Here is a 22,914-nt window from a genome sequence, read left to right on the forward strand (position 1 = left end):
TCCTCGCGGGATATAACTCCCCATCACCGGCGGCCGACGACGGCGGTCCCGTCGATCGCCTCGTCCCGGCGCAGCGTCGTGGTCAGGTCCTGTGCTTCGAGCGCGGCACGGGTGAGGCCCGCCTGTCGGCGGCTGGTCTCGATCACGACCGCACCCTGGGTAGCGAGCCACCGCACCGCACCGGCGGCGATACGGCGGTGGAGGTCGGCACCGTCACGGCCGCCGTCGAGGGCACGGCGCGGCTCGTGCTCGCGCGCCTCGATCGGCATCATCGCGATCTCGTCTGTGGGGACGTAGGGCGCGTTCGCCACGATCGCGTCTACCCGGCCGAGCAACGACTCCGGTAGCCCGTCGAACAGGTTGCCCCGGACCACGCGGTCGGGGCGCAGGTTGCGGCGCGCCATCTCGACGGCGGCCGGGTCGACGTCGGTCGCCCACACCTCGGCGTCCGGTCGGGCCTGGCCGATCGCTGCGGCGATCGCGGCCACGCCGCAGCAGACCTCCACGACGACAGGGGCGTCGCGGCCCCTCAGGAGCTCCAGTGCCGCCTCGACCAGGACGCGCGAGCGCTGCCGGGGCACGAAGACGCCGCGCCCGACGGCGTACCTCGCCCCGCCCAGCTCGACCCAGCCGAGGACGTGCTCGAGCGGCTCCCCCGCGACCCGGCGCTCCAGCAACGAGGTGAGCTCCGCCGTCGAGGTGGCCTGCTCCCGCAGGAGCGCGGCCTCGTCCTCGGCGAACACGCACCCGGCTGCGCGCAACCGGGCGACGACCTCCTCCTGGTTCACGGGCCCGAGTCTGGCATCAGAACAAGGTGGGTTCGATCTCCTCGACCGCCGCCGGAACGGGCGCCGGATGCCTACGGCGGCGCTCCTCGTGGACCTCGAGGCGGTGCCGGCGCCGCACGTCCCGGACCCGGTCGCGCAGCCAGTCCTGGTAGTCCCGCGTGGCGTTGGCGCCGCCGGTGTAGAGCTCCTCGTACCGAGAGACCAGGTGCGGGTGCTCGCGTCGCAACCACGCCAGGTACCACTCGCGGGCGCCGCTGCGCAGGTGCAGCGCGGTCGTGTGCACCGCGGTGGCCCCCGCCTCCGCGAGCGCGGCGAACGCCTGGTCGAGGTGCTCCTCGGAGTCGGTGAGCCAGGGCAGCACCGGCATCATGAGCACCGTGCAGGCCAGGCCCGCGTCGCGGATCGCCCGGACCGTGGCGAGCCGTGCGGCGGTGGTGGGCGTCCCGGGTTCCACCGAGGCCTGCAGCGCATCGTCGAAGACGGCGATCGACATCGCGAGGTCGACCGGGACCCGCTCGGCCGCCTCGGCGAGCAACGGGATGTCGCGGCGCAGCAGCGATCCCTTGGTGAGGATCGAGATCCCCACACCGTGCCGCGCGAGCGTGCCGATGATGCCGGGCATCAGGCGGTACCGGCCCTCGGCCCGCTGATAGGGGTCGGTGTTGGTGCCCAGCAGTACCCGCTCGGGGCGCTCCCGCTTGCGCGTGAGCTCGGCGTCGAGCGCGTCTGCCACGTTGACCTTGACCACCACGCGGCTGTCGAAGTCCGCTCCGGCGTCGAGGTCGAGGTAGGTGTGGGTGTTGCGGGCAAAGCAGTACACGCAAGCATGTTGGCAGCCCCGGTACGGATTGATCGTCCACGCCCCACCCATGAAGCCGTTGCCCGGCACCTTGTTCAGGGCGCTGCGCGAGGTGACCTCGAGGAACTCCATGCCCCGGAACTCGGGGGTGTCGAAACGGCGGATCAGCCCCCGGCTGCCCTCCAGGCCCGGGAGCGCGTCGCCGTCCGAGGCGTCGACCAGCTGGCTGTCCCACCGCATGACTCCATTGGAACATACGTTTGAGACATGACGCGAGGATCGACGCCGTCGACCTCGTGCTCGACGGCGACCGGTCAGACCTCCTGGACCACCGCGCAGCCACCGGCCGGGACCTTGAACCCCGGCTCCACGAGCGAGCCGGTGATCAGCTCGGAGCCGTTCAGGTCGAGCGCGACGACCTCGTCGGTGTGGTTGACGACCACCACGAAGCTCCCCTGCTCCCCCACGCGACGAACGGCTTCCATCCCCGCCGGGACGTCGAGCACCGGTGCCACACCCGACTCGGCCAGCAGCGCGTCGACGAGGGCGGCCGTGCCGCTCTCGTCCTGCCGGGTCGCCACATACCACGCGGCACCGGAGCCGACCTGGCGACGGGTGACCGCCGGCCGACCAGCCATCGCGCCGTCGGTGAACATCCGGACCGCCTCGGCTCCGGCCAGCTCGACCCGCTCGCTCCACAGGTCTGCGGTGGTGCCGTCGTCGAGCATGGTCGTCTCGCCGTCGAGCAGCGGGAAGAACTCGTCCACCCGCACCCCGAGCAGCTCACGGAACGCACCGGGGTAGCCGCCGAGCCGGACGTGGTCGTTCGGATCGACGATCCCGGAGAAGTAGGTGATCGCGACCGAGGCGCCGCGCTCGGCAGCGGCGGCGATGTTGGCCGCGCCCTCGTCGGAGACCAGGTACAGCGTCGGCACCAGGACGAGGTCGTACGCGTCGAGGTCATCGGTGGAGGCGACCACGTCGGTCGTGATGCCGCGACGCCACAGCGCCGCGTGGAGCGCCCGCATCCGGTCCATGTAGACGACGTCGGCGCTCGGGTGCGCGTCGAGCTCCACGGCCCACCACGCCTCGTAGTCCCAGATCAAGGCCGCCCGCGCCTGCACCACCGACCCGGTCAGCGGGGCCAGCGAGCCGACCGCGGCGCCCAGGGCCACGACGTCGCGGAACACCTGGCTGTCACGACCGGCATGCGGCACGAGCGCCGAGTGGAACTTCTCGGCGCCGGCCTGCGAGGCGCGCCACTGGAAGAACATCACCGCGTCCGCGCCACGCGCCACGTGCGCCAACGAGTTCCGCATCAGCTCGCCCGGGCCCTTCGCCCGGTTGCGCGGCTGCCAGTTGACCGCTCCGGAGGAGTGCTCCATCAGCAGCCAGGGCCGCCCGCCCGCGACCCCGCGGGTGAGGTCTGCCGAGAGCGCGAGCTCGATCTCCCGCTCCGCGTCCGCGGCGATCGTGTAGTGGTCGTTCGCCACGATGTCGACCTCGGCGGCCCAGCGCCGGTAGTCCATCCACTTCGTGGCGCTCGTGCACATGAAGTTGGTGGTGATCGGGATCTCCGGCGTGATCGGCCGGATCGCGTCGCGGAGCTCGACGTAGTACGACAGCAGCTCGTCGGAGCTGTACCGGGCGAAGTCGAGCTGCTGGGTCGGGTTGGAGTGGCTCGGGGCTGCCCGCGGCGGCAGCACGTCCTCGAAGTCGCCGTACCGCTGCGACCAGAACGCTGTCCCCCACGCGGCGTTGAGGGAGTCGATGTCGCCGTACCGTGCTCGCAGCCACCGCCGGAACGCCGCGGCCGCGCTGTCAGAGAAGTCGTGAGGGACGTGGCAGCCGATCTCGTTGTCCACGTGCCACAGCGTCAGGGCCGGGTGGTCGGCATAGCGGCGGGCGACGGCGACCGCGAGGCCGACGGCGTAGTCCCGCCAGATCCGCGAGCTGACCGAGTAGGACTGCCGCGCCCCGGGTGAGAGCACGCTGCCGTCGGCCGTGCGGGGCAGGATCTCCGGGTGCTTGCGCGTCAGCCACGGTGGCGGCGACGCGGTCGCGGTCGCGAGCGAGACGCGGATGCCGGCCTCGTGCAACCGGTCCATGGTGTCGTCGAGCCAGGACCAGTCGTAGCTGCCCTCGCGCGGCTCGATGCTCGCCCAGCCGAAGATCGCCAGGCTCACGATCGTGACGCCGGCCTCGCGCATCAGGTCGAGGTCGGCCAGTCGCACGTCATCGGGCCACTGCTCGGGGTTGTAGTCGCCTCCGAAGCCGACGCCGCGCAACCCATGAATCGATTCGACCACTCGCACAGGTTAGCGACACGCGAGCGCTGCGGCGAATCGGTCGCCGCAGCGCCGGCGTCGACCTCAGCGGGCCAGCAGCTGCTGGAGCGTCGCCCGAGCGCCCGTGGTGCGCAACGCCGTCAGGGCGGCGAGGTAGGGCTCGGTGAAGGCGGGCTTCTCGGCGAGCGACCCGAACATGCTGGTCTCGCGCACGAACGCCAGCGGGTCCTCGGCCTGGGCGAGCGCGGCGGCGTGGCGATCGTCCCAGCGCCGGTCGACCGCCTCGATCGGCTGCCCGTTCTCGTCGATGCCCTCGGCGTACCGCGCCCAGCTCGCGACGATCGCCGCGGCGAACCTCACCGGTCGGCCCTCGCTGATGTTGGTCCGGATCACCGGGACCAGCCACTGCGGGATGCGGTCGGAGGAGAACGCGGCGAGCCGCGCCACGGTGTCGCCGATCGCGGCGTTGGAGAAGCGTGGCAACAGCTCGTCGCGGAAGCCCTCGAGATCCATCTCCTCGGCTCGGGGGATGGCGGGTGTGGCCTCGTCGAGATACCGCCGGACCAGCTCGGCGATGTCGGGGTCGCCCGCGGCCTGGTCGGCGTAGACGTGCCCGAGCAGGTGTCCGAAGTAGGCCAGCGCCTGGTGCGAGGAGTTCAGCAGCCCGAGCTTCATCAGCTCGTACGGCCGCACGTCCTGCGCCAGGGTGGCCCCGGCGTTCTCCCAGGGCGGCCGGCCCGCCGCGAACCGATCCTGGATCACCCACATGGTGAAGGGTTCGCACACCGCGGGCCAGCCGTCCACGATGCCGCGCTGCTCCAGCAGCAGCGCCCGGTCGGCGTCGGTCGTGACGGGCGCGATCCTGTCGACCATCGTGTTCGGGAAGGCGATCTCGGAACGCACCCACTGCCCCAGCTCGGGGTCGAGGCGCTCGGCGAACGCCCCGAACGCGAGCCGGGCGAGATCGCCGTTGCCTGGCAGGTTGTCGCAGGACATCACGGTGAGCGGCCCGGCGCCGTTCTCTCGGCGCCGGGCGAGTCCCGCGACGACCAGACCGAAGGCGGTCGACGGCGTCGCTCCCGGCTCGAGGTCGGCCAGCACCTCGGGCGTGGGGTCGAACGAGCCCGTCGCCTCGTTGACGCTGTAGCCGCCCTCGGTGATGGTCAGCGACACGATCCTGGTGGCCGGGTCGGCGATCCGGGCCACCACCGCCTCCGGGTCCTCGGGGGCGAGCAGGTAGTCGACGATCGAGCCGACCACCCGGGCGGAGACGTCGTCGCCGCCCTTCTCGATCACCGTGTACAGGTGGTCCTGCGAGCGCAGCACCTGTGCCATCGCGGCGTCCTGCGGCAGCACGCCGACTCCGCAGATGCCCCACTCGGTCTCCCCCGCGGCGAGCAGGTCGTCGGTGTAGACCGCCTGGTGCACCCGGTGGAACGCGCCGACCCCGAGGTGCACGATGCCGGCAGTGACCGTGCTGCGGTCATAGCCGGGTACCGCGACGCCGCGCTCAGCGATCGCTGCGAGGGTGTCCGACCGCAGCGGGATCGGTGTGGTGCTCATCGTCACTTCACTGCTCCCATCGAGAGTCCTTGCACCAGTTTGTCCTGTGCGGCGAACCCCGCGATGAGAACCGGCAACGACACGATGGTCGCGGCCGCGCACACCTGGGCGAGGAACTGGCCCTGGGAGGTGACGAAACCCGTCAGGAACACCGGCGCCGTGCCTGCGGTGACGCCCGTGAGCACCCGCGCGAACAGCATCTCGTTCCACGCGAAGATGAAGCAGATCAGCGCCGTCGCCGCCACCCCGGGCGAGATGATCGGCAGGATGATGCTCCGCAGCGTGGTCATGAGCCCGGCACCGTCGAGCGAGGCCGCCTCGAACAGCGCCGGCGGGATGTCCACCAGGAACGAGCGCAGCATCCACACCGCGATCGGCAGGTTCATCGCGGCGTAGATGATCAGCAGGAACCAGATGTTGTCGAGGATCTGCAGCCGGCCGGCGATCAGGTAGAGCGGCATCAGGCCGGCCACCGCGGGCAGGAACTTCGTGCTGAGGAAGAAGAACATCACGTCGGACCACTTGCGGACCGGCTTCACCGACAGCGCGTAGGCGGCCGGCACGGCGAGCAGGATGACCACCAGGGTGCTGACCCCGGCGGCCCACAGCGAGTTGATCAGCGTCGGCCAGGGGTTGGCCCCGGACTCGGCACCGAAGAACGAGCGGTAGCCCTCGAGCGTGAGCGGTGCGAACACCTGCGGTGACGGGCTGGCGGCGTCGGTCTCGGAGTGGAAGCTGGTCAGCACCATCCAGACCAGCGGGAGCACGAACAGCAGGCCGACGGCCCAGGCAGCCAGACCGAGCCCGAGGCGGGTGCCACGGGACTCCCGGGTGCGGCCCGGTGCGGACGCCGCGCGGACGCGGCGGGTTCGGGGTGCAGCAGCGACGGCGGTCATCGGGACGCCTCCTCCTTCAGCAGGCTCGACACCGAACGCAGCGCGAAGGTCGACACGATGATCGTGCCGATCACCACGAGCACACCCTGAGCGGATGCGAGCCCGTAGTTCTGGGCGGTGAAGAGGGTCTGGTAGATCGTGTAGGGCAGGTTGGCCGTGCCGAGCGAGCCGGATGTGATCGTGAACACCGCGTCGAAGTTCTGCACGATGTAGATCGCACCCAGCAGCCCGGCGAGCTCGAGGTAGCGCCGCATGTGCGGCAGCGTCATGAAGACGAACATCTGCCAGCTGCTGGCGCCGTCGAGACCGGCGGCCTCCAGAACCTCGTGATCACGGGACTGCAGACCGGCGAGCAGGATCAGCGTCATGAAGGGCGTCCACTGCCAGACCAGCTGGAAGATGATCGAGCCCAGCGGGAACTGGGTGATCCAGTCCACGCCCTCGAGGCCGAACCATCCGAGCACACCGTTGATCAGCCCGAAGGTCGGGTTGTAGATCGCGTGCTTGAACAGCAGCGCGGCCGCCACCGGGACCACGAGGAACGGCGCGATGATCATCGTGCGCACGAGGCCACGACCGAAGAACCTGCGGTTGAGCAGCAAGGCGACGCCCAGGCCGAAGACGAGGCTGAGCAGCACCACGCTCACCGTCAGGACGATCGTGGTGAGCACCGAGGCGCGCAGGTCGGCGTCGACGAAGACCTCGACGTAGTTGCTGAAGCCCGCGAACCCACGGTCGTCGGGCCGGAACGCGCTCCAGCGGAAGAACGAGATCACCAGCGTGGCCACGAACGGCAGCTGGGTGACCACGATCATGAACACGAAGGCCGGCACGAGCGGTGCCCGGCGGACCCATCGGGCGCGCGGCTCAGTCGGGTATCCCTGGGCGTCCGTCTGCGACGCTCGCATCGTCGGTGCGCTCCGCTCGACGGCGGGAGCTGTGGTGGTCATGGTGCGTCCCCCTCTCAGTCTTCTTGGTAGGTGTCGGCCACGCGTTGCGCGAGGGTCTGGCCCTGGGCGAGGGCGTCGGGCACGGATGTTCGCCCTGCGATCGCGCTCGAGATGTACTGGCTGAACTTCGTACCCAGGTCGGTGAACTCGGGGATGCCGACGAACTGGATCCCGGGCGCGGGACGTGTCTGCACACCCGGGTCGTTGGGGTCGGCCTCGAGGATCGCCGTCCGTGTCGCCTCCGCGAACGCGCCTGCGGCGTCGAGGTAGTCCGGGTTCTCGTAGGTGGACTGGCGCTTGCCTGCCGGTGCGCGCTCCCAGCCGTAGACGTCACCCACGAGCGCCTCGTACTCCGCCGAGGACGCCCACGAGATGAACTCCCAGGCATCGGCGGCCCGCTCCGGGTCCTCCTCCGCGATGCGGGCCTGCATCGCCCACGACCACAGGAACAGCCACCCGGAGGAGTCGGTCTCGACGACCGGTGCCTGCGCGTATCCGACGTTCCCGGCGATCGGGGAGCCCTCGGCCTCGAGGCTGCCGGCGGCGGAGGTGGCGTCGTACCACATGGACACCTGGCCGCTGATCATCGCGTTGAGGCACTCGGTGAAGCCGGCGCTGGGGGCGCCTGCCTCGCCGTGCTCACGGACGAGATCGACGTAGAACTGCACGGCCTCGGTGAACTCGGGCGAGTCGACGGCGGGGGTCCAGTCCTCCTCGAACCAGGTGCCGCCGAAGGTGTTGACCACCGTGGTCAGCGGCGCGATGACCTGTCCCCAGCCGGGCTGCCCGCGCAGGCAGATGCCCGCCATGTCGTCGCGCGCGGTGTCGACTGTGGCGGCCGCCTCGGCGACCTCGTCCCACGTGGGGCGGTCGGACATCTCGATGCCCGCCTCCTCGAAGACGTCGGTGCGGTACATGAGGAAGGAGGACTCGCCGTAGAACGGCTCCCCGTAGATGGTGCCGTCGACGCTGAGCGCCTCCGCGGCTGCGGGGAAGATGTCCGACTGGTCGAACTCGACGTCGGCATCGGTGTACTGGTTGAGCGGCGTGAGCCAGCCGTTGCGCCCGTAGATCGGGATCTCGAAGTTGGACAGCGTGGCGATGTCGTACTGGCCTGCCTGGTTGGCGAACTCCGAGGACGCCTTGTCCCGCAGGTCGTTCTCGGGGAGCACGGTGAAGTTCACGGTGATGCCGGTCTCGGCGGTGAAGTGCTCAGCGGTGAGTGCCTGCAGGTCCATCATCTGGGGGTTGTTCACCATGAGCACGTTGATCGAGTGCTCCGAGGTGTCGAAGCCTCCCGCGCCCGCGGTGCACCCGGTCACGAGTGCCGCGACCGCCATGCCGCCGACCGCGACCGCGCGGTGTCGTCGCTGCGATCTGTTCGTCATGTCTGCCTCCTTCGTTCGTCTTTGCATCCGTTGGGCGAGCTGTGAGTCAGGACCGGTTCCTCCTTCAGACACGGATGACGCGCGGTCCGAGCGCGGTCAGCCGGTGCGCCTCTGCCGAGCTGAGCCCGGTGTCGGAGACCATGAGCTCGAAGTCGGCGATGTCGGCGAAGTGGGCGAAGCTGCGCACCCCGAACTTGGTGTGGATGCCGCCGAAGATCCGGCGGTGCGAGGCGGCGACCGCGGCGCGCTTGACGGCGGCGACCACGGGGTCCGGCGTCGTCAGCCCGCGGGCCTGGCTGACGCCGTTGGCGCCGAGCACGGCGACGTCGAGGGTGAACTCGCGGAGCATCCGCAGCGCCCACTCGTCGACCGACGCCTGCGTGCGTGCCCGCACCCTGCCGCCGAGCACGTAGACCGTGTGCTGGGTGAACTCGCTGACGTGCTGGGCGGCGGACAGCGAGCTGGTCACGACGGCCAGCGGTCGGCTGATCCTGCCCAGGCCACGCGCGACGAGGTCGGGCGTGAAGCCTTCGTCGATGTAGACGGACTCGGCGTTGCCGAGCTCGTCCAGGATCGCGTCGGCGATGCGCTGCTTCTCCGGCAGCATCGACGTCGCCCGGTGCGCGAGCGCTGTCTCGAATCCCGCGCCCTCAACAGGTTTGGCTCCCCCGTGGGTACGGCGGAGCAACCCGGCGTCGACGAGGGCGCGCAGGTCGCGGCGCACGGTCTCGGTGGCGACCTCGAGCACCGTCGAGAGCTCGGCGACCGAGACGGATCCTTCCTCGCGGGCTTGCGTGAGGATGGCTGCGCGGCGGGCATTGCCGGCCTGATCAGGCATCGTTGCCTCCACTTCATCGGGGTCGGGCGTCAGTGCCTCACCCAGTTGTAGCCCGGTACTGCGAACACCCCAAGTGGGAATGCGCCTCACCGGATGACCGATCTTTGCCCGGTTCGGGGTGTCCTGGTGCGTGCTTCGATCTCGTCGCCAAGACCACCGGATTCAGTGTTCTGGCGCACCGACGGCGGCTCGCCGGGCGTCCTGGCTTTGCCGTGCGACACCGGGCCGCGGATACACGTCGGCCCGATCGGGCAGTGGATCGGTGCCCGGTGTGTGCCCGGTCACCTCGAGATCAGGGCCTCGGCGGCGGCGGCGTCCAGTCCATCACGGCATGGGCGCCGCGCGAGATGACGCTGCTCGGAGTGCGGCGCATCAGCGCGTTGCGCGCACCCTGCCAGAACGGCCCCAGGTGGGACCCGATGAGCGCAGAGGCCAGCGCTGCCCTGGCGATCGTGCGGCAGCGCGGCCGGCGGACCGCGTCGAACTCGGCGAGCGCACCGGCGAGCTCGCCACCGGAGGCGACGGGCTCGGCCACGAGACGAGCGACGCAGACGCCGTCCTCGAGCGCCGTCGCCGCGCCCTGGCCCATTGTCGGCAGCATCGCGTGCGCGGCGTCACCGACTGCGAGCACGCGGCCGAGGTGATACCGGCGCATGCCGCCGGGCAGGTGCACGACGTCATGGCGGAGCACCGCAGCCGGCGGCGTGGCGTCGATGATGTCGCGGACGGGCTCGGCCCAGCCCGCGAAGCGCTCGCGCGCGGCCGTGTGCTCGTCGAGCAGCCGGGACCCTTGCGGCATCGCGACGTAGCCGTACCAGTAGGTCAGCTCGGGACCGACCGGCATCGTGCCGAACTCCGCGTGCGGACCCCAGTACTGGGTGAGCACCGCGGGGTCGATCGCGACCGGGACCACGGCGCGCCAGCTGGAGTAGCCGGAGTACACGGGACGCTGCTGGGGCGCGAGTGCGGTGCGCACCGCGCTGTTGACGCCATCGGCCGCGATCACCAGGTCGGCGCGGTGGTCGGTGCCGCCGGCCGTGACGACGGCCTGCTCGCCGTCGGGTGACCCGGCGACCACATCGGTCACGGCCGCGCCGGTCTTCACGTGCACATCGTGCGCTCGGACCCGGTCGAGGAGCGCGTCGTGCAGCCGCGGCCGGTAGACACCGCGCATCGTCACGGCCTCCGCGTGCGCGGCCGATGCCTCGATCGGCATGATCGGCCCGCCCCGCAGGTCGAACGTGCCGCCCGCACGGGTGGAGACGCCGATCGAGGAGATCGCTTCGTCGTCGAGCCCCAAGCCGCGCAGCGAGGCGACGCCGTTGCGTGACAGCGCGACGCCCGCGCCGACCTCCCCGAGCTCGGCCGCCCGCTCCAGGACGGTGACCTGCCACCCGGCCTGCGCCAGCCCGAGCGCCGACGCCAGCCCGGCGATCCCCGCTCCGGCTACGACCGCCGTCGGTCCTGTCTGCACCACGCCACCATCCTTCCCCAGCCGACCCCCTGGGCGGTGAGATAGCGCCCACGAGGTGCGCCGGTCTGGGCGCTATCTCACCGCCACCTCCGTCAGGTGGGCGCTATCCCACCGCCACCCCCGCCAGGTGGGCGCTACGTCACCGCCACCCCCGCCAGGTGGGCGCTCACTGCAGCCAACCCCGCCGAGTGGCCGCTATTCCACCGCGCCTCGCGCCTGCACGGGGCGGTGAGTTAGGGCCCACAAGGTGCGCCGTCGTGGGCGCTAACTCACCGCCACCCCCGCCGGGTGGGCGCTATCTCACCGCCACCCCCGCCAGATGGGCGCTACCTCACCGCCACCCCGGCGCGTGCACGGGGCGGTGGGATCGGGCCCACGCGGAACGCCGTCGTAGGCCCTAACTCACCGCCACCCCCGCCAGATGGGCCCTCACTCACCGCCACCTCCGCCAGGTGGGCCCAATCTCACCGCCACCCCCGCCAGGTGGGCGCTACGTCACCGCCACCCCGCGCGTGCACGGGGCGGTGGGATAGGGCCCACGCGGAACGCCGTCGTGGGCGCTAACTCACCGCCAACCCCGCCAGGTGGGCCCTAACTCACCGCCACCCCTGCAGATGGGCGCTAACCCACCGCTACCCCCGCCAGGGTGGGCGCTACCTCACCGGCGACCCGGGAGACTGGACCGGTGTCCACGGTCGAGATCGGTCTGACGGCGATCGGCGTCTTCGCGTTCGCGCTCTCGGGCGCGCTGATGGCGGTGCGCAAGGAGATGGACGTCGTCGGCATGTTCGTGCTGGCGGCCGTGACGGCCGTGGGCGGCGGGCTCACGCGCGACCTGCTCCTCGGGCTGCGGCCGGCGGCGTTGCAGAACCCGTGGTGGTGGCTGATCGTCGCGGTGGCCACCTTGATCGTGTTCTTCTTCAGCCGCGTGGTCGACCGGCTGCGTCGCGCGGTGCTGCTGTGCGACGCCGTCGGGCTCGGGCTGTTCTGCGCCACCTCGACGACGATCGCGCTGCAGGTGGGCCTCGGACAGCTCGAGGCGATCCTGGTCGGCACGGTCGGCGGCGTGGCGGGCGGTGTGCTGCGCGACGTGCTCGCGGGCGAGATCCCCTCGGTGCTGCGCCGCGACACCCAGCTGTACGTGGTCCCCGCCGTGCTGGGGTGCGCTCTGCTGGCGGTCGCCTCGACGACAGGGCTCGACGGCGGCCCGCTGATCGTCCTGGCCGGTGCCGCGATCGCGGTGGTCCGGATCCTCGCCCTGTGGCGCGGCTGGAAGGCTCCTGCACCACGGCCGGGCGGGCGTACCGTGAGGTGATGGCTGGTATCCGCGGTTTCACGTCCTGGGTCGGCGTCGTCCTCGGCAGCAGCGACCCGGTCGCGCTGGCGCGGTTCTACTCGGCGTTGCTCGGGTGGGAGCTCAAGACCTCCGATCCCACGTGGGTCACGATGGTGATGCGCGACCCCGAGGGCCGCCCCACCACCAGCAACCTCGCGTTCCAGCTCGAGGAGACCCACGTCCGGCCGGTGTGGCCCGGCGAGCCGGGCACGCAGCAGATGCAGATGCACCTCGACATCGGCGTCCATGACCTGGAGCCGGCCGTCGAGGACGCGCTCGCGCTGGGCGCCCAGCTGGCCGAGTTCCAGCCGCAGGAGGACGTCCGGGTGCTCCTCGACCCCGACGGACACCCGTTCTGCCTGTACATCGACCGCTGATCCGGAGCGGTCCGGTCGGCGTCGAGCCGGCCGCCGCGTCGGGGCAGCCCGGCGGCTGAGACGCGGGCGACCGAAGCGTGGCGCCGATGTCCACATGGTGGACCTGCGGTGCACAATGGCGCGGGCGCGCCGCTGCGCGCGCGAACGTCGAGGAGAGGGTCGGATGAGCCAGCGCGGGTTCGTGGAGCAATGGCAGCTGCGGGCAGCGTTCGCACGCAGCCTGTCGGACATGTACGGCACCGAGGTCCCCGCGTACACGACCCTGCTGGAGGTCAGCCACGAGGTCAACGCCGATGTGATGGCCGCCGACGCGGACGCCGCGCAACGGCTGGGCAGCATCGACCGGGTCACCGCGGAGCGGCACGGCGCGATCCGGCTGGGCACCCCGGCGGAGATGCAGCAGGTGGCGCGGGTGTTCGGGGCGATCGGGATGCACCCGGTCGGCTTCTACGACCTGCGCGAGGCCGCGACGTCGGCGGTGCCGGTCGTCTCCACCGCGTTCCGCCCCATCGAGGCGGAGGAGCTGGCGCGCAACCCGTTCCGCGTCTTCACCTCGGTGATCACCTCCAGCGACCGGCGGTTCTTCTCCCCCGACCTGCAGCAGCGTCTGCAGAACTTCCTCGGACGGCGTGAGATCTTTCCGCCCGAGCTGCTGGACCTGGCCGATCGCGCGGAGGCCGAGCGGGGCCTGCCGAGCGACGAGGCGCAGCGGTTCCTGGAGCTCGCGACCGCGGTGTTCGAGCTCTCGCCCGAGCCGGTCGACCGCGCCTGGTACGACGAGCTGGAGCAGGTGAGCGCGGTCGCCGCGGACATCGGCGGTGTCGGCTCCACGCACATCAACCACCTGACCCCGCGAGTGCTGGACATCGACGCTCTCTACGAGCGCATGCAGGCGCGCGGCATCACGATGATCGACGACATCCAGGGCCCGCCCCGCTGGGAGGGTCCGGACGTGCTGCTGCGGCAGACCTCGTTCCGGGCGCTGGCCGAGCCGCGCACCTTCCGGATGCCCGACGGCTCGATCACCCAGGACGCGCTGCGGGTCCGGTTCGGCGAGGTGGAGGCCCGCGGCATCGCGCTCACACGCGCCGGCCGCGACATCTACGACAACGCGATCGTGGAGGCCAAGCGTCTCGGCGCCGAGCGTGGCATCACCAGCGCCGAGGGTCGGCAGGAGGTGCTGCGTGAGCTCTGGCGCCGCGACTTCCCGAGCACCGAGGACGGCCTGGCCGAGCGCGGTCTGGCGTACTTCACCCACGGCGTCGACGGGGCCGGCAACCCCACCCGCACCCCGATCGTCTACGAGGACTTCCTGCCCGCGAGCGCAGCCGGGATCTTCCAGTCCAACCTCACCTCCGACGGGTCCAAGGACACCACCCAGGAGGCCACCGCGCTCGACGCGGACTGGATGGCCGGTGCCCTGGGCCGCGACCTGCACGACCCCTTCGACCTGTACGCCGCGCAGGAGTCAGCCTCCCGCGCCGCCCTCGACCACCGAACCGCTAGGAGCTCCCCGTGACCCTCACCGCCGGAACCGATCTGCGCGCCGCCGCGACCGAGGCGCTCGAGCGCCTCGGAGTCACCCTTCCTGTCATCGCCGACGGCGGAGTCACGTTCGAGGTCCTCTCGCCGTTGTCCGGAGAGCCGATCGCGACGCTCCCCCAGGCCGGTGCGGCCGAGGTGGACGCCGTCGTCGCGCGCGCCAAGACGGCCTTCACCACGTGGCGCACCGTCCCCGCCCCGGCGCGCGGCGCCGTCGTCAAGGCGTGGGGGGACCTGCTGCGCGAGCACAAGGACGACCTCGCCGGCTTCGTGACCCTCGAGGCCGGGAAGATCACGGCGGAGGCGCGCGGCGAGGTCCAGGAGATGATCGACATCTGCGACTTCGCGGTCGGGCTCTCGCGCCAGCTGTACGGGCAGACGATGCCCTCCGAGCGCCCCGGTCACCGGTTGATGGAGACCTGGCACCCGCTCGGCGTCGTCGGCGTCATCTCGGCGTTCAACTTCCCCGCCGCGGTGTGGGCGTGGAACACCGCGATCGCCCTGGTGTGCGGCGACACCGTGGTGTGGAAGCCGTCGGAGATGGCGCCGCTGACCGCCCTGGCCAGCGCTGCCCTGCTCGACCGGGCCCTGGCCGAGGCGGGCGCGCCGCAGGGCGTCTCCGCCGTCGTGCTCGGTGCCCGCGAGGCCGGCGAGGCGCTGGTGGCCAACCGGGACGTCGCGCTGCTCTCGGCCACCGGCTCCGAGCGCATGGGCGCCGAGGTCGGACCGGTCGTGGCAGCCCGGTTCGGGCGCTCGCTGCTGGAGCTCGGCGGCAACAACGCCGCGATCATCGCGCCCTCGGCGGACCTCGACCTCGCGGTGCGCGGGATCGTGTTCTCCGCGGTCGGGACCGCGGGCCAGCGGTGCACGTCGCTGCGCCGGCTGATCGTGCACAGCTCGATCGTCGACGACGTCGTGGCTCGCCTGCAGCGCGCCTACGAGAAGCTCCCGATCGGCGACCCCCGCCACGAGAGCACCCTGGTGGGGCCGCTCATCAACGCGGCGTCGCGGGATCGGATGATGGCCTCGTTGGAGCAGGCCCGAGCCGAGGGCGGCGAGGTCGTCGTCGGCGGTGAGCCGGTCGAGGTCGACGGCGCCCCCGGTGCCGCCTACGTCACGCCCGCGCTCGTCCGGATGCCGGCCCAGTCCGACGTCGTGCATCGCGAGACGTTCGCCCCGATCCTCTACGTCATGAGCTACGACGACCTCGACGAGGCGATCGAGCTGCACAACACGGTCCCGCAGGGTCTGTCGAGCTCGATCTTCACGCTCGACCAGCGGGAGGCGGAGCGGTTCATGGCCGCCGACGGCTCCGACTGCGGCATCGTCAACGTCAACATCGGCACCTCCGGTGCTGAGATCGGTGGCGCGTTCGGTGGCGAGAAGACCACCGGCGGCGGCCGTGAGTCGGGGTCGGACGCGTGGCGCGCCTACATGCGCCGGGCGACCAACACGATCAACTACTCGACCGAGCTGCCGCTCGCGCAGGGCGTCGACTTCGGCTGACCGCCGGGCTCACCCTTCGCAGTCCGGCACCCCCGGCGCGGCTGCCACCACGGCGAGCCGCCAGTCGAGGTCGTCGAGCCCCGAACCGCCTGCCCAGGCGAGCACGGCCTCGACCTCGGCCGGGTCGTCGACGGACGTGCAGCCGTACCGGGGCATCTCGGAGATCGGTGTCGCGAGGGGCCAGTCGGTCACCTCCTCGTCGGCGATCGGGCCGTACGTGTGCACGAACAGCCGGTCGACCTCGACCTGCTCGGTGAGCTCGGTCGCGTCCTCCACGAGCGTCCACAGGTCGGCAAGGTCCTGCCGGGCGCGGGCCTGGGCGCCACCGATGCCGTGCCCCGGGTCGCTGCGGTCGAAGGCGTACAGGGAGATCGTCGTGCCGTCGAGGCGGAAGGACGTGCTGGCCTGGTCCGTGATCTGCGGCTCCCCGAAGTCGACGCCGGGGGCGAACAGCGGCTCGGCCTTCTCGATCACGACGTCCAGCTCGCAGTCCGAGAGCCAGCCAGCCACGAACCCGCCGGGCTGCTCACCGGTGAATCCCGGCGCCATCATCGGCAGGTGCAGGTAGCCCGCGGCGCCCTGTGCTCCGATGCCGTCGACGGCCGCGGTCGGGATGACCACGGCGCCGTCGGCGTAGACGACGGTCGGGGCGTAGGTCGCTTCGCCGAAGAACAGCAGCGGCTCGGCGTCACCGGGCTCGCCGGCCGTGCGGGTCTCGTCGGTGCAACGGGCGGTCGGTTCACCGCCGCCGCCGACCCCGCATGCTGCCGTCCCGCACAGCATCGCGGCACTGAGCGCGATGATCGGCCATACGTGTGCCTTGCCCATGTCAGCTGCTCCCGTCGCGTTCCTGACGAGAGTGTGTCGCGCGGCTGCGCCGCGCGTCACCGGTGGGCAGAAGTGCCCACGTTCAGGCCGAGTCGGCCGTGCGCTCCTCGGGCCGGATCACCAGCACCGGGCAGTGTGCGTGATGCACGCACGCCACACTCACCGATCCGAGGAGCATGCCGCGGAAGCCTCCGAGGCCGCGGCTGCCCACGATCATCATCGAAGCGGTCTCGCTCTGCTCGATGAGGGTGGGTGCAGCAGGACCGTAGACGAGCGCGGCCTCAAGATCGACGGGCGGCTCACCGTCGAAGGCTACGGCGAGCGCGCGGTCGAGGATCTCCTGCGCGACCTCCTGCGGCCCCGTCACGTCGATCGGGACATAGCCACCGAACCCTGGGTCCACGACCCAGGTCGTGACCGCGCGGATCGGGAGGTTCAGCGCGGCTCCGAGGCGGCCGGCTGTTCGCAGGGCCTCGACCGACGTCGACGATCCGTCGACGCCCACGAGGATCGGGCGGGTGTCGCGGGTGATTGTTGCCGTGCTCATACCCCCATGGTTCCGCGTCAGGACGCCGAAGATCTGGGACCAAGGTCATCGGTGCCGGTCGGGGGACCCGGTGCGTCGCAGCACCTCGATACGCTGGCCGACATGGCTGGAACACATGTCGCTGCCCGCTGGGAGGACTCGTTCCACCGTCGGCTCACCCCGTTCCTCCGGTCGAGAGGGTGGCGCCCCCGCACCATCCCGTACATCGGGTACGGCGGCGAGGGGTTCCTGCGGGTGCTCGGCCGGGTGGTGCTGGGACGTCACATCGAGGCCGAGTCGCACGCCGACTCCGCGGCGACGCCCGAGGAGCTCGCGGAAGCGGTCTTCACCCAGCGCGGCTGGCGGTCCTACGTGACGGCCCCGGTCGGGTACCTGCCGGTGACGATCCACGTCGGCGACGTCGAGTACCGCACCAAGACCGACCGGTCCGGCTACATCGACGTCGAGATCCGTGACCACGGCCTGGAGCCCGGGTGGCACGACGTCACGATCGCCGCCCGCGCCGCCCGGCCCGAGATCGCGCGCGTGAACGTCGTCGCCGCAGACGCCGAGGTGGGGCTGGTCAGCGACATCGACGACACCGTGATGGTGACGCTGGTACCGAGGCCGTTCATCGCCGTCTGGAACACGTTCGTCCGGCACGGCAGCGCCCGCAGCGTGGTGCCCGGCATGGCGGCGATGTACGACGAGGTCATCGCCCGCCACCCCGGCGCGCCCACGTTCTACCTCTCGACCGGCGCATGGAACATCCTCCCGACGCTCGTGCAGGTGCTGCGGTCCGGCGGCTACCCGGCCGGTGCGTTGCTGATGACCGACTGGGGTCCCACCAACACCGGGTGGTTCCGCTCCGGGCAGGAGCACAAGCGGTCGATGCTGCGCAGGCTCCGGGCCGAGTTCCCGCACATCCGGTGGGTGCTCGTGGGCGACGACGGGCAGCACGACCCGATGATCTACCGCGAGTTCGCCACCGAGCACCCCGACCGCGTCGCCGCGATCGCGATCCGGCAGCTGACCCCCGGTGAGCAGGTCCTCGCGCACGGAACGCCCATCGCGACGATGGACACGCTGTGGACACCGATGAGTGCGTCGATCCCCGAGGTCTCCGGCGCCGATGGGCGTGAGCTCGCCCCGCAGCTGCGCCGAGCGCTGGAGGAGAACGGCTAGTCCTGCAGCCCGATCACCTCGAAGGCGATCGCGGGCACGCCGCCGAACCGGGGTGCGACCTCGTCGGCGAAGGACCGGATCATCTGCTCCGGGTCCGGGTGCCAGTCCAACGCGGCCAGGTAGGCCTGGTGGGCGCGGAGCGAGGCGATCCCCGCCTCGATCGAGTCGGTGACCTCGACGGCGTGGCTCGGCTCGGTCGAGCCGCTCAGGGCTGTGAAACGCACGCCGTCCCACGGCTCCAGCACCTCGCCGTCGGGCCCGGTGAGGTCGGAGAACACCCAGCGGTTGGCGGCGTCGCGGACGCCGTCGAGCACCGCGTACCCGACCACGCGGTGGTCGGCCATGTTGTACATGCCGTTCGGGAAGAAGTCCCGCGGCGAGCCCGTGAGCACGACGTCGGGCCGGTGCCGGCGGACCGCGGCCGCGACGTCACGGCGCAGCTGCATGATGTCGTGGATGGTGCCGTCGGGATGCTCGAGGTACTCCAGGGTGGTGACCCCGACGGCGTCGCACGCCGCCCGTTGCTCGGCGGCGCGCACCCGGATGGTCTCCTCGGGCGGCATGGTGTCGATACCGGCCTCGCCACGCGTGACCAAGAGGTAGCTCACGGTCTTGCCCTGCGCCGTCCAACGCGCGACGGCGGCCGAGGCGCCGTACTCCATGTCGTCCGGGTGCGCGACGATCGCGAGCGCGCTGTCCCAGTCCTCCGGCAGTGGCTTCAGGTCCTCGTCGCCCATGTGTCGAGCCTAGGCGAACCGGAGATGGCAGAGTAGGGAGGTGACTTCTGACACCCCCAAGATCCCCACGACCACCCTGCGCCCCGGCGTCGAGATCCCGCTGCTCGGGCTCGGCACCTGGCAGGCACCGCCCGAGGACGCCTACAAGGCCGTCCGCACCGCCCTCGACCTCGGCTACCGGCACATCGACACCGCCCGCGCCTACGACAACGAGGAGGGCGTGGGCCGTGCGATCGCCGACTCCGGCCTCGATCGCTCCGAGATCTTCCTGACGACCAAGCTGCCGCCCGACGAGGTCGACGACGCCCCGCGCATCATCGACGAGTCGCTGGCCAAGCTGGGCCTGGAGCACCTCGACCTGTGGCTCGTGCACTGGCCGCCGAACAAGGAGGCCCGCCCCGACGTCTGGGAGCACGTGATCGCCGCGCAGCAGGCCGGCAAGACGCGCGCGATCGGGGTCAGCAACTACTCGGTCGCCCAGATCGACGAGCTGACCAGCGCGACGGGCGTGACGCCGTCGATCAACCAGATCCCGTGGAGCCCGGCCGACTACGACGCCGACCTCGTGGCCGCCCACCGCGAGCGCGACGTCGTGCTCGAGGGGTACAGCCCGTTCAAGCGGACCAACCTCGACGACGCGGTGCTCGCCGAGATCGCCGCCGCGCACGGCGTCACCCCCACCCAGGTGGTGCTGCGCTGGCACCTGGACACCGGTGTCGTCGCGATCCCGAAGTCGGTCAACCCCGACCGCATCGCCGCGAACCTCGACGTCACCGGCTTCCAGCTGACCGAGGACGAGATCGCCCGCGTCAGCGCCCTCGAGGCCTGAGCACGCTCGGTGCGGCGCCCGCTTGACCGGTGACCGCGCGCACCCCCAACGGAAGCGATCTGGGGTCGTCCTCAGCCACCACGTGGAAGCAGGACACCCCAAAGCGCTTTCCGGGGAGCCCGGACGACCGCGTCAGGCGATCGTCGTGCCGAACAGCAGCCCGAGGGCGTAGGTCGCTGCTGCCGCCCCCCAGCCGATCGCGAGCTGGCGCAGCGCGCGCAGCATCGGCGGTGCGCCGGAGAGCACGCCCACGGTCGCCCCGGTCACCATCAGCGCCACCCCGACGAGACCGGCTGAGACCAGCACCGCCGTCAGGCCCTCGAGACCCACGAGGTAGGGCAGCACCGGGATCACCGCGCCCGAGGCGAAGAAGCAGAAGCTCGACAGCGCGGCACCCCACGCGGAGCCGATCTCCTCGTGGGAGGGGCCGTCGTGCCGCTCGGGCTCGACACCCTGGCGGGCGGCGGCGAGACGGTCCTCGGCGCGTTGTGCCGCCTCCTCGGGCGACATGCCGCGAGCGCGGTAGACCAGCGCGAGCTCGTTGGCGTCGACGTCGAGGTCGGGGAGCACACCGTGAGTCTTCGGGCTCGGCGTGGACGCGGCGAGAAGCTCGCGCTGCGAGCGCACCGAGACGTACTCGCCGGCCCCCATCGAGAGCGCGCCGGCGAGCAGACCGGCGATGCCGGTGAGCAGGATCGTGGCGGGTGAGGCGCCGGTGGCGCCGATCCCCAGGACCAGGGCGAGGTTGGAGACGAGACCGTCGTTCATGCCGAAGACGGCGGCCCGGAACGTCCCGGACATCCGCGCCCGGCCCCGTTGGGCGAGCGAGCGGACGACCTCCTCGTGGATCTGCTCGTCGGCGGCCATCGCCGCGGTCGCGTGCACGTCCGTGGCGTAGGAGGACCTCGACTCGGCACGCTGAGCCAACGCCAGCACGAAGACCGACCCGAACCTGCCCGCCAGCCAGGTCAGCAGCCGCGAGCGCACCGAGGGTCGCAACGGCAGCCCGACCTTGGTGCCGAGAAGCTGCTCCCAGTGCTCCGCGTGCCGCTGCTCGGCGGTGGCGAGCTCGTGGAGGATCTCCCGCTCCTCGCCCTCCTTGCGCGCCGCGAGCTCCCGGTACACCGCAGCCTCGGCCCGCTCCTCGGCGAGGTAGCGGCGCCACTTCTGGATGTCAGAGCGGCTCGGGGGCGAGATCGTCACGGGATCAAGTCTGGCATCGACGGCGAACCGACCGGACCCCGGGGTCGTCCTCGCTTCCCCACCGCGCGCTCAACCGGGAGGATGGCCCCTGATGTCGGTGCTGGAGCTGTTGTCGGCCGTGCTGGCCGCCGTGGGCGACGTGTGGGCCTTCCGCGCGCCTGCGCGCCTCACGCATCCCCATGACGCCGTGTGGGCGCCGGCGATCGGCGTGGCCGTGCTGGCGGGGCTGTCGATGATGCTGGGCAACGTCGTCGTGTTCGCGATCAACCGGGTCAGCGGGCTGCGGATGCTGGCCGGGATGGCGCTGGGTGCGGTGTTCATGGCGGTGCTGCGGATGCTGTCGGCCACCGCGATCGCGCTCGCCGCCTGGGGCATCACCCGCGGCGGCATCGACGGCGAGATGATCGCCATCACCTACCTGTTCGCGCTCGCACCGCTGGTGCTGAGCTTCCTCGTGTTCGTCCCGCACCTCGGGCTCGGGATCGCGAGGCTGCTCGAGATCTGGAGCGTGCTCGCCCTCGTCGCGCTGCTCTCCCCGGTGCTGGGGGTCGGTCGCTGGCCGGCGCTCGCGATCGCCGTCGGCGGCTGGTTCCTGAGCCAGCTGCTCTCGCGGCTGCTGGCCCGACCGCTCGTGGCGGTCGGCTCACGGGTGTGGACGCTCGCCACGGGTCACGCCACGCTGCTCACGGCCCAGGACATCCTCACCGGTGCCACGTTCGTGCCGCTCGAGCGACAGGAGCGGCGGCCGTGATCGCGATGCTGCTCGCCGGGCTGCTCGCGCTGCTGCTCGCGTTCGCGTTCCTCGCACCGTTGGAGTCGATGCGCTGGTGGGCCCGCCGGGCCGAGGACAGGGTGCTCGGCGAGCTCACCCGCGCCGACATCGAGCCCGACGGCGTCACGCCCCTGAGTCCTCAACCTCGCCGGTTCGTCGTGTACCTCTCCGGCATCGGCGCCGTGGACGGGTCCACCAGCTCGCGGCGCGAGCGCGCCGTGCTCGACGCCGTCGCCGAGCAGCTGCCCGACGTGGCGATCGCCGCGGACGTCTTCCCCTACGCGGTGGAGAACCGCGGCCTGACCCAGCGTGCCTCGATGTGGTTCTGGAAGGTGCTGCGTCGGCTGCAGCGCATCCCGGTCGCCAAGGTGGCGTCCTATCTCATCAACCTCCGGAACGCGCTGCGCGTGCTGGTCTCCGCCGATCCGCGCTACGGGCCGACGTACAACCTCGCCGTCGCCCAGGAGATCGCGTCCTCGCTGACGCGGCACGGCTACGACTGGGAGGCGCGGCCCCCGGTCACGGTGATCGGTTACAGCGGCGGTGGTCAGATCGCGCTCGGCTGCTCCTGGTACCTGGCGGCGCTGGGGGTGCCGATCTCGGTGATCTCGATCGGTGGCGTGCTCAGCGACGACCCCGCGCTGCAGCGGGTGCAGCACGTGTGGCACCTCTACGGGTCGAAGGACCGCACCCACATGCTGGGGCCGTTGGTGTTCCCCGGACGCTGGCCCACGGCCCCGCTCTCGGACTGGCACAAGGCGAAGCACGCGGGAAGGATCACGCTACGCACGATCGGACCGATGAAGCACATGGGTGGTCGGGACTACTTCGACCGGCACCACCTCGACGCCGCCGGAACCAGCTACCGACAGCTCACGGTCGATGCGCTGGTCGAGGCGCTGTCGCAGTGATGCCTTCCGCGACCCCGTAGCCGCGTTGCACGCCCTGCTGGCACGCCCCACGCCGGCCTCACCCCGCACGACGAGATCGGACCTGCGGCTCGAGATCGGACCCCGGCGGTGCGATCTCGAGCCGCAGGTCCGATCTCGCGGGATTGCGCGCCTGCAGCGGTGCACGCTACAGTCGGGG

21 protein-coding genes are annotated in these 22,914 nt (G+C 71.4%); 8 read left to right on the top strand and 13 right to left on the bottom strand.

Annotated features, from left to right (window positions below; translation table 11 throughout):
* Positions 1–23: 23 nt before the first annotated feature.
* From GPA04_RS15215 to GPA04_RS15255, 9 genes are all read right to left on the bottom strand, one after another.
* A complete protein-coding gene (locus GPA04_RS15215; RefSeq protein ID WP_156225053.1) occupies positions 24–788 on the bottom strand; it encodes a putative protein N(5)-glutamine methyltransferase in 765 nt (254 codons plus the stop codon).
* A 16-nt stretch (positions 789–804) separates the two neighbouring features.
* Entirely contained in the window at positions 805–1,827 is a 1,023-nt protein-coding gene (locus tag GPA04_RS15220) for an Rv2578c family radical SAM protein (RefSeq protein WP_156225054.1), read from the bottom strand.
* A 74-nt stretch (positions 1,828–1,901) separates the two neighbouring features.
* A complete protein-coding gene (locus GPA04_RS15225) occupies positions 1,902–3,896 on the bottom strand; it encodes a beta-galactosidase (protein ID WP_277754319.1) in 1,995 nt (664 codons plus the stop codon).
* Positions 3,897–3,959: 63 nt separating this feature from the next.
* A complete protein-coding gene (locus GPA04_RS15230; protein ID WP_156225055.1) occupies positions 3,960–5,438 on the bottom strand; it encodes a mannitol dehydrogenase family protein in 1,479 nt (492 codons plus the stop codon).
* A gap of 2 nt (positions 5,439–5,440) precedes the next feature.
* Positions 5,441–6,334, bottom strand: coding sequence for a carbohydrate ABC transporter permease (locus GPA04_RS15235; protein ID WP_156225056.1), 894 nt, complete (start codon positions 6,332–6,334; stop codon positions 5,441–5,443).
* Complete coding sequence (locus GPA04_RS15240; protein WP_206674244.1) at positions 6,331–7,284, bottom strand: carbohydrate ABC transporter permease; 954 nt, start codon at positions 7,282–7,284, stop codon at positions 6,331–6,333. Before GPA04_RS15240 ends, GPA04_RS15235 begins: the two co-directional genes overlap by 4 nt.
* 14 nt (positions 7,285–7,298) lie before the next feature.
* On the bottom strand, positions 7,299–8,672 hold the full coding sequence (locus tag GPA04_RS15245) for an ABC transporter substrate-binding protein (protein ID WP_156225057.1): 1,374 nt from the start codon (positions 8,670–8,672) through the stop codon (positions 7,299–7,301).
* Positions 8,673–8,736: 64 nt separating this feature from the next.
* Complete coding sequence (locus GPA04_RS15250) at positions 8,737–9,510, bottom strand: DeoR/GlpR family DNA-binding transcription regulator (protein ID WP_156225058.1); 774 nt, start codon at positions 9,508–9,510, stop codon at positions 8,737–8,739.
* 292 nt (positions 9,511–9,802) lie between these two features.
* A complete protein-coding gene (locus GPA04_RS15255; RefSeq protein WP_241680834.1) occupies positions 9,803–10,987 on the bottom strand; it encodes an FAD-dependent monooxygenase in 1,185 nt (394 codons plus the stop codon).
* Positions 10,988–11,669: 682 nt separating this feature from the next.
* Here GPA04_RS15255 and GPA04_RS15260 point away from each other — a divergent pair.
* From GPA04_RS15260 to amaB, 4 genes are all read left to right on the top strand, one after another.
* On the top strand, positions 11,670–12,299 hold the full coding sequence (locus GPA04_RS15260) for a trimeric intracellular cation channel family protein (RefSeq protein ID WP_206674245.1): 630 nt from the start codon (positions 11,670–11,672) through the stop codon (positions 12,297–12,299).
* Entirely contained in the window at positions 12,299–12,697 is a 399-nt protein-coding gene (locus tag GPA04_RS15265; RefSeq protein WP_156225059.1) for a VOC family protein, read from the top strand. Before GPA04_RS15260 ends, GPA04_RS15265 begins: the two co-directional genes overlap by 1 nt.
* Before the next feature lie 163 nt (positions 12,698–12,860).
* The gene (hglS, locus tag GPA04_RS15270) at positions 12,861–14,216 is read left to right on the top strand and encodes a 2-oxoadipate dioxygenase/decarboxylase (RefSeq protein WP_156225060.1); all 1,356 of its coding nucleotides are present in this window, start codon (positions 12,861–12,863) and stop codon (positions 14,214–14,216) included.
* On the top strand, positions 14,213–15,745 hold the full coding sequence (gene amaB / locus GPA04_RS15275; RefSeq protein ID WP_156225061.1) for an L-piperidine-6-carboxylate dehydrogenase: 1,533 nt from the start codon (positions 14,213–14,215) through the stop codon (positions 15,743–15,745). The genes hglS and amaB overlap by 4 nt, the downstream gene beginning before the upstream one ends.
* A gap of 9 nt (positions 15,746–15,754) precedes the next feature.
* Here amaB and GPA04_RS15280 read toward each other — a convergent pair whose 3' ends face one another.
* A complete protein-coding gene (locus GPA04_RS15280; protein WP_156225062.1) occupies positions 15,755–16,573 on the bottom strand; it encodes a hypothetical protein in 819 nt (272 codons plus the stop codon).
* Positions 16,574–16,655: 82 nt separating this feature from the next.
* On the bottom strand, positions 16,656–17,120 hold the full coding sequence (locus GPA04_RS15285; protein ID WP_156225063.1) for a universal stress protein: 465 nt from the start codon (positions 17,118–17,120) through the stop codon (positions 16,656–16,658).
* A gap of 102 nt (positions 17,121–17,222) precedes the next feature.
* Between GPA04_RS15285 and GPA04_RS15290 the strand changes: the two genes are divergently transcribed.
* Positions 17,223–18,284 carry an App1 family protein phosphatidate phosphatase gene (locus GPA04_RS15290; RefSeq protein ID WP_156225064.1) on the top strand — a complete coding sequence of 354 codons (1,062 nt, stop codon included), beginning with the start codon at positions 17,223–17,225 and terminating at the stop codon, positions 18,282–18,284.
* On the opposite strand, the gene GPA04_RS15295 is transcribed toward GPA04_RS15290, so the two are convergent.
* On the bottom strand, positions 18,281–19,021 hold the full coding sequence (locus tag GPA04_RS15295) for a PIG-L deacetylase family protein (RefSeq protein WP_156225065.1): 741 nt from the start codon (positions 19,019–19,021) through the stop codon (positions 18,281–18,283). The two genes, GPA04_RS15290 and GPA04_RS15295, sit on opposite strands and share 4 nt — an antisense overlap.
* Positions 19,022–19,061: 40 nt before the next feature.
* Between GPA04_RS15295 and GPA04_RS15300 the strand changes: the two genes are divergently transcribed.
* Entirely contained in the window at positions 19,062–19,850 is a 789-nt protein-coding gene (locus GPA04_RS15300; protein WP_206674246.1) for an aldo/keto reductase, read from the top strand.
* A gap of 132 nt (positions 19,851–19,982) precedes the next feature.
* Here the strand turns inward: GPA04_RS15300 and GPA04_RS15305 are convergent, their stop codons facing one another.
* A complete protein-coding gene (locus GPA04_RS15305) occupies positions 19,983–21,053 on the bottom strand; it encodes a VIT1/CCC1 transporter family protein (protein ID WP_156225066.1) in 1,071 nt (356 codons plus the stop codon).
* Positions 21,054–21,144: 91 nt separating this feature from the next.
* On the opposite strand from GPA04_RS15305, the gene GPA04_RS15310 reads away from it, so the two are divergent.
* Both GPA04_RS15310 and GPA04_RS15315 read left to right on the top strand, forming a co-directional pair.
* Positions 21,145–21,804, top strand: a complete 660-nt coding sequence (locus tag GPA04_RS15310; RefSeq protein ID WP_156225067.1) for a hypothetical protein — start codon at positions 21,145–21,147, stop codon at positions 21,802–21,804.
* On the top strand, positions 21,801–22,736 hold the full coding sequence (locus GPA04_RS15315; RefSeq protein ID WP_156225068.1) for a hypothetical protein: 936 nt from the start codon (positions 21,801–21,803) through the stop codon (positions 22,734–22,736). The genes GPA04_RS15310 and GPA04_RS15315 overlap by 4 nt, the downstream gene beginning before the upstream one ends.
* The last annotated feature ends 178 nt before the right edge of the window (positions 22,737–22,914 follow it).

This window comes from Pseudactinotalea suaedae (assembly GCF_009733815.1).
In the GTDB taxonomy this organism is placed as follows: domain Bacteria; phylum Actinomycetota; class Actinomycetes; order Actinomycetales; family Beutenbergiaceae; genus Pseudactinotalea; species Pseudactinotalea suaedae.

Excerpts from the sequence above, each read along its gene's own strand:
- GPA04_RS15220 (WP_156225054.1), bottom strand. The coding sequence starts at position 1,827 with ATGCGGTGGGACAGCCAGCTGGTCGACGCCTCGGACGGCGACGCGCTC.
- GPA04_RS15230 (WP_156225055.1), bottom strand. The coding sequence starts at position 5,438 with ATGAGCACCACACCGATCCCGCTGCGGTCGGACACCCTCGCAGCGATC.
- GPA04_RS15235 (WP_156225056.1), bottom strand. The coding sequence starts at position 6,334 with ATGACCGCCGTCGCTGCTGCACCCCGAACCCGCCGCGTCCGCGCGGCG.
- GPA04_RS15240 (WP_206674244.1), bottom strand. The coding sequence starts at position 7,284 with ATGACCACCACAGCTCCCGCCGTCGAGCGGAGCGCACCGACGATGCGA.
- GPA04_RS15245 (WP_156225057.1), bottom strand. The coding sequence starts at position 8,672 with ATGACGAACAGATCGCAGCGACGACACCGCGCGGTCGCGGTCGGCGGC.
- GPA04_RS15250 (WP_156225058.1), bottom strand. The coding sequence starts at position 9,510 with ATGCCTGATCAGGCCGGCAATGCCCGCCGCGCAGCCATCCTCACGCAA.
- GPA04_RS15265 (WP_156225059.1), top strand. The coding sequence starts at position 12,299 with ATGGCTGGTATCCGCGGTTTCACGTCCTGGGTCGGCGTCGTCCTCGGC.
- hglS (WP_156225060.1), top strand. The coding sequence starts at position 12,861 with ATGAGCCAGCGCGGGTTCGTGGAGCAATGGCAGCTGCGGGCAGCGTTC.
- GPA04_RS15280 (WP_156225062.1), bottom strand. The coding sequence starts at position 16,573 with ATGGGCAAGGCACACGTATGGCCGATCATCGCGCTCAGTGCCGCGATG.
- GPA04_RS15285 (WP_156225063.1), bottom strand. The coding sequence starts at position 17,120 with ATGAGCACGGCAACAATCACCCGCGACACCCGCCCGATCCTCGTGGGC.
- GPA04_RS15290 (WP_156225064.1), top strand. The coding sequence starts at position 17,223 with ATGGCTGGAACACATGTCGCTGCCCGCTGGGAGGACTCGTTCCACCGT.
- GPA04_RS15295 (WP_156225065.1), bottom strand. The coding sequence starts at position 19,021 with ATGGGCGACGAGGACCTGAAGCCACTGCCGGAGGACTGGGACAGCGCG.
- GPA04_RS15310 (WP_156225067.1), top strand. The coding sequence starts at position 21,145 with ATGTCGGTGCTGGAGCTGTTGTCGGCCGTGCTGGCCGCCGTGGGCGAC.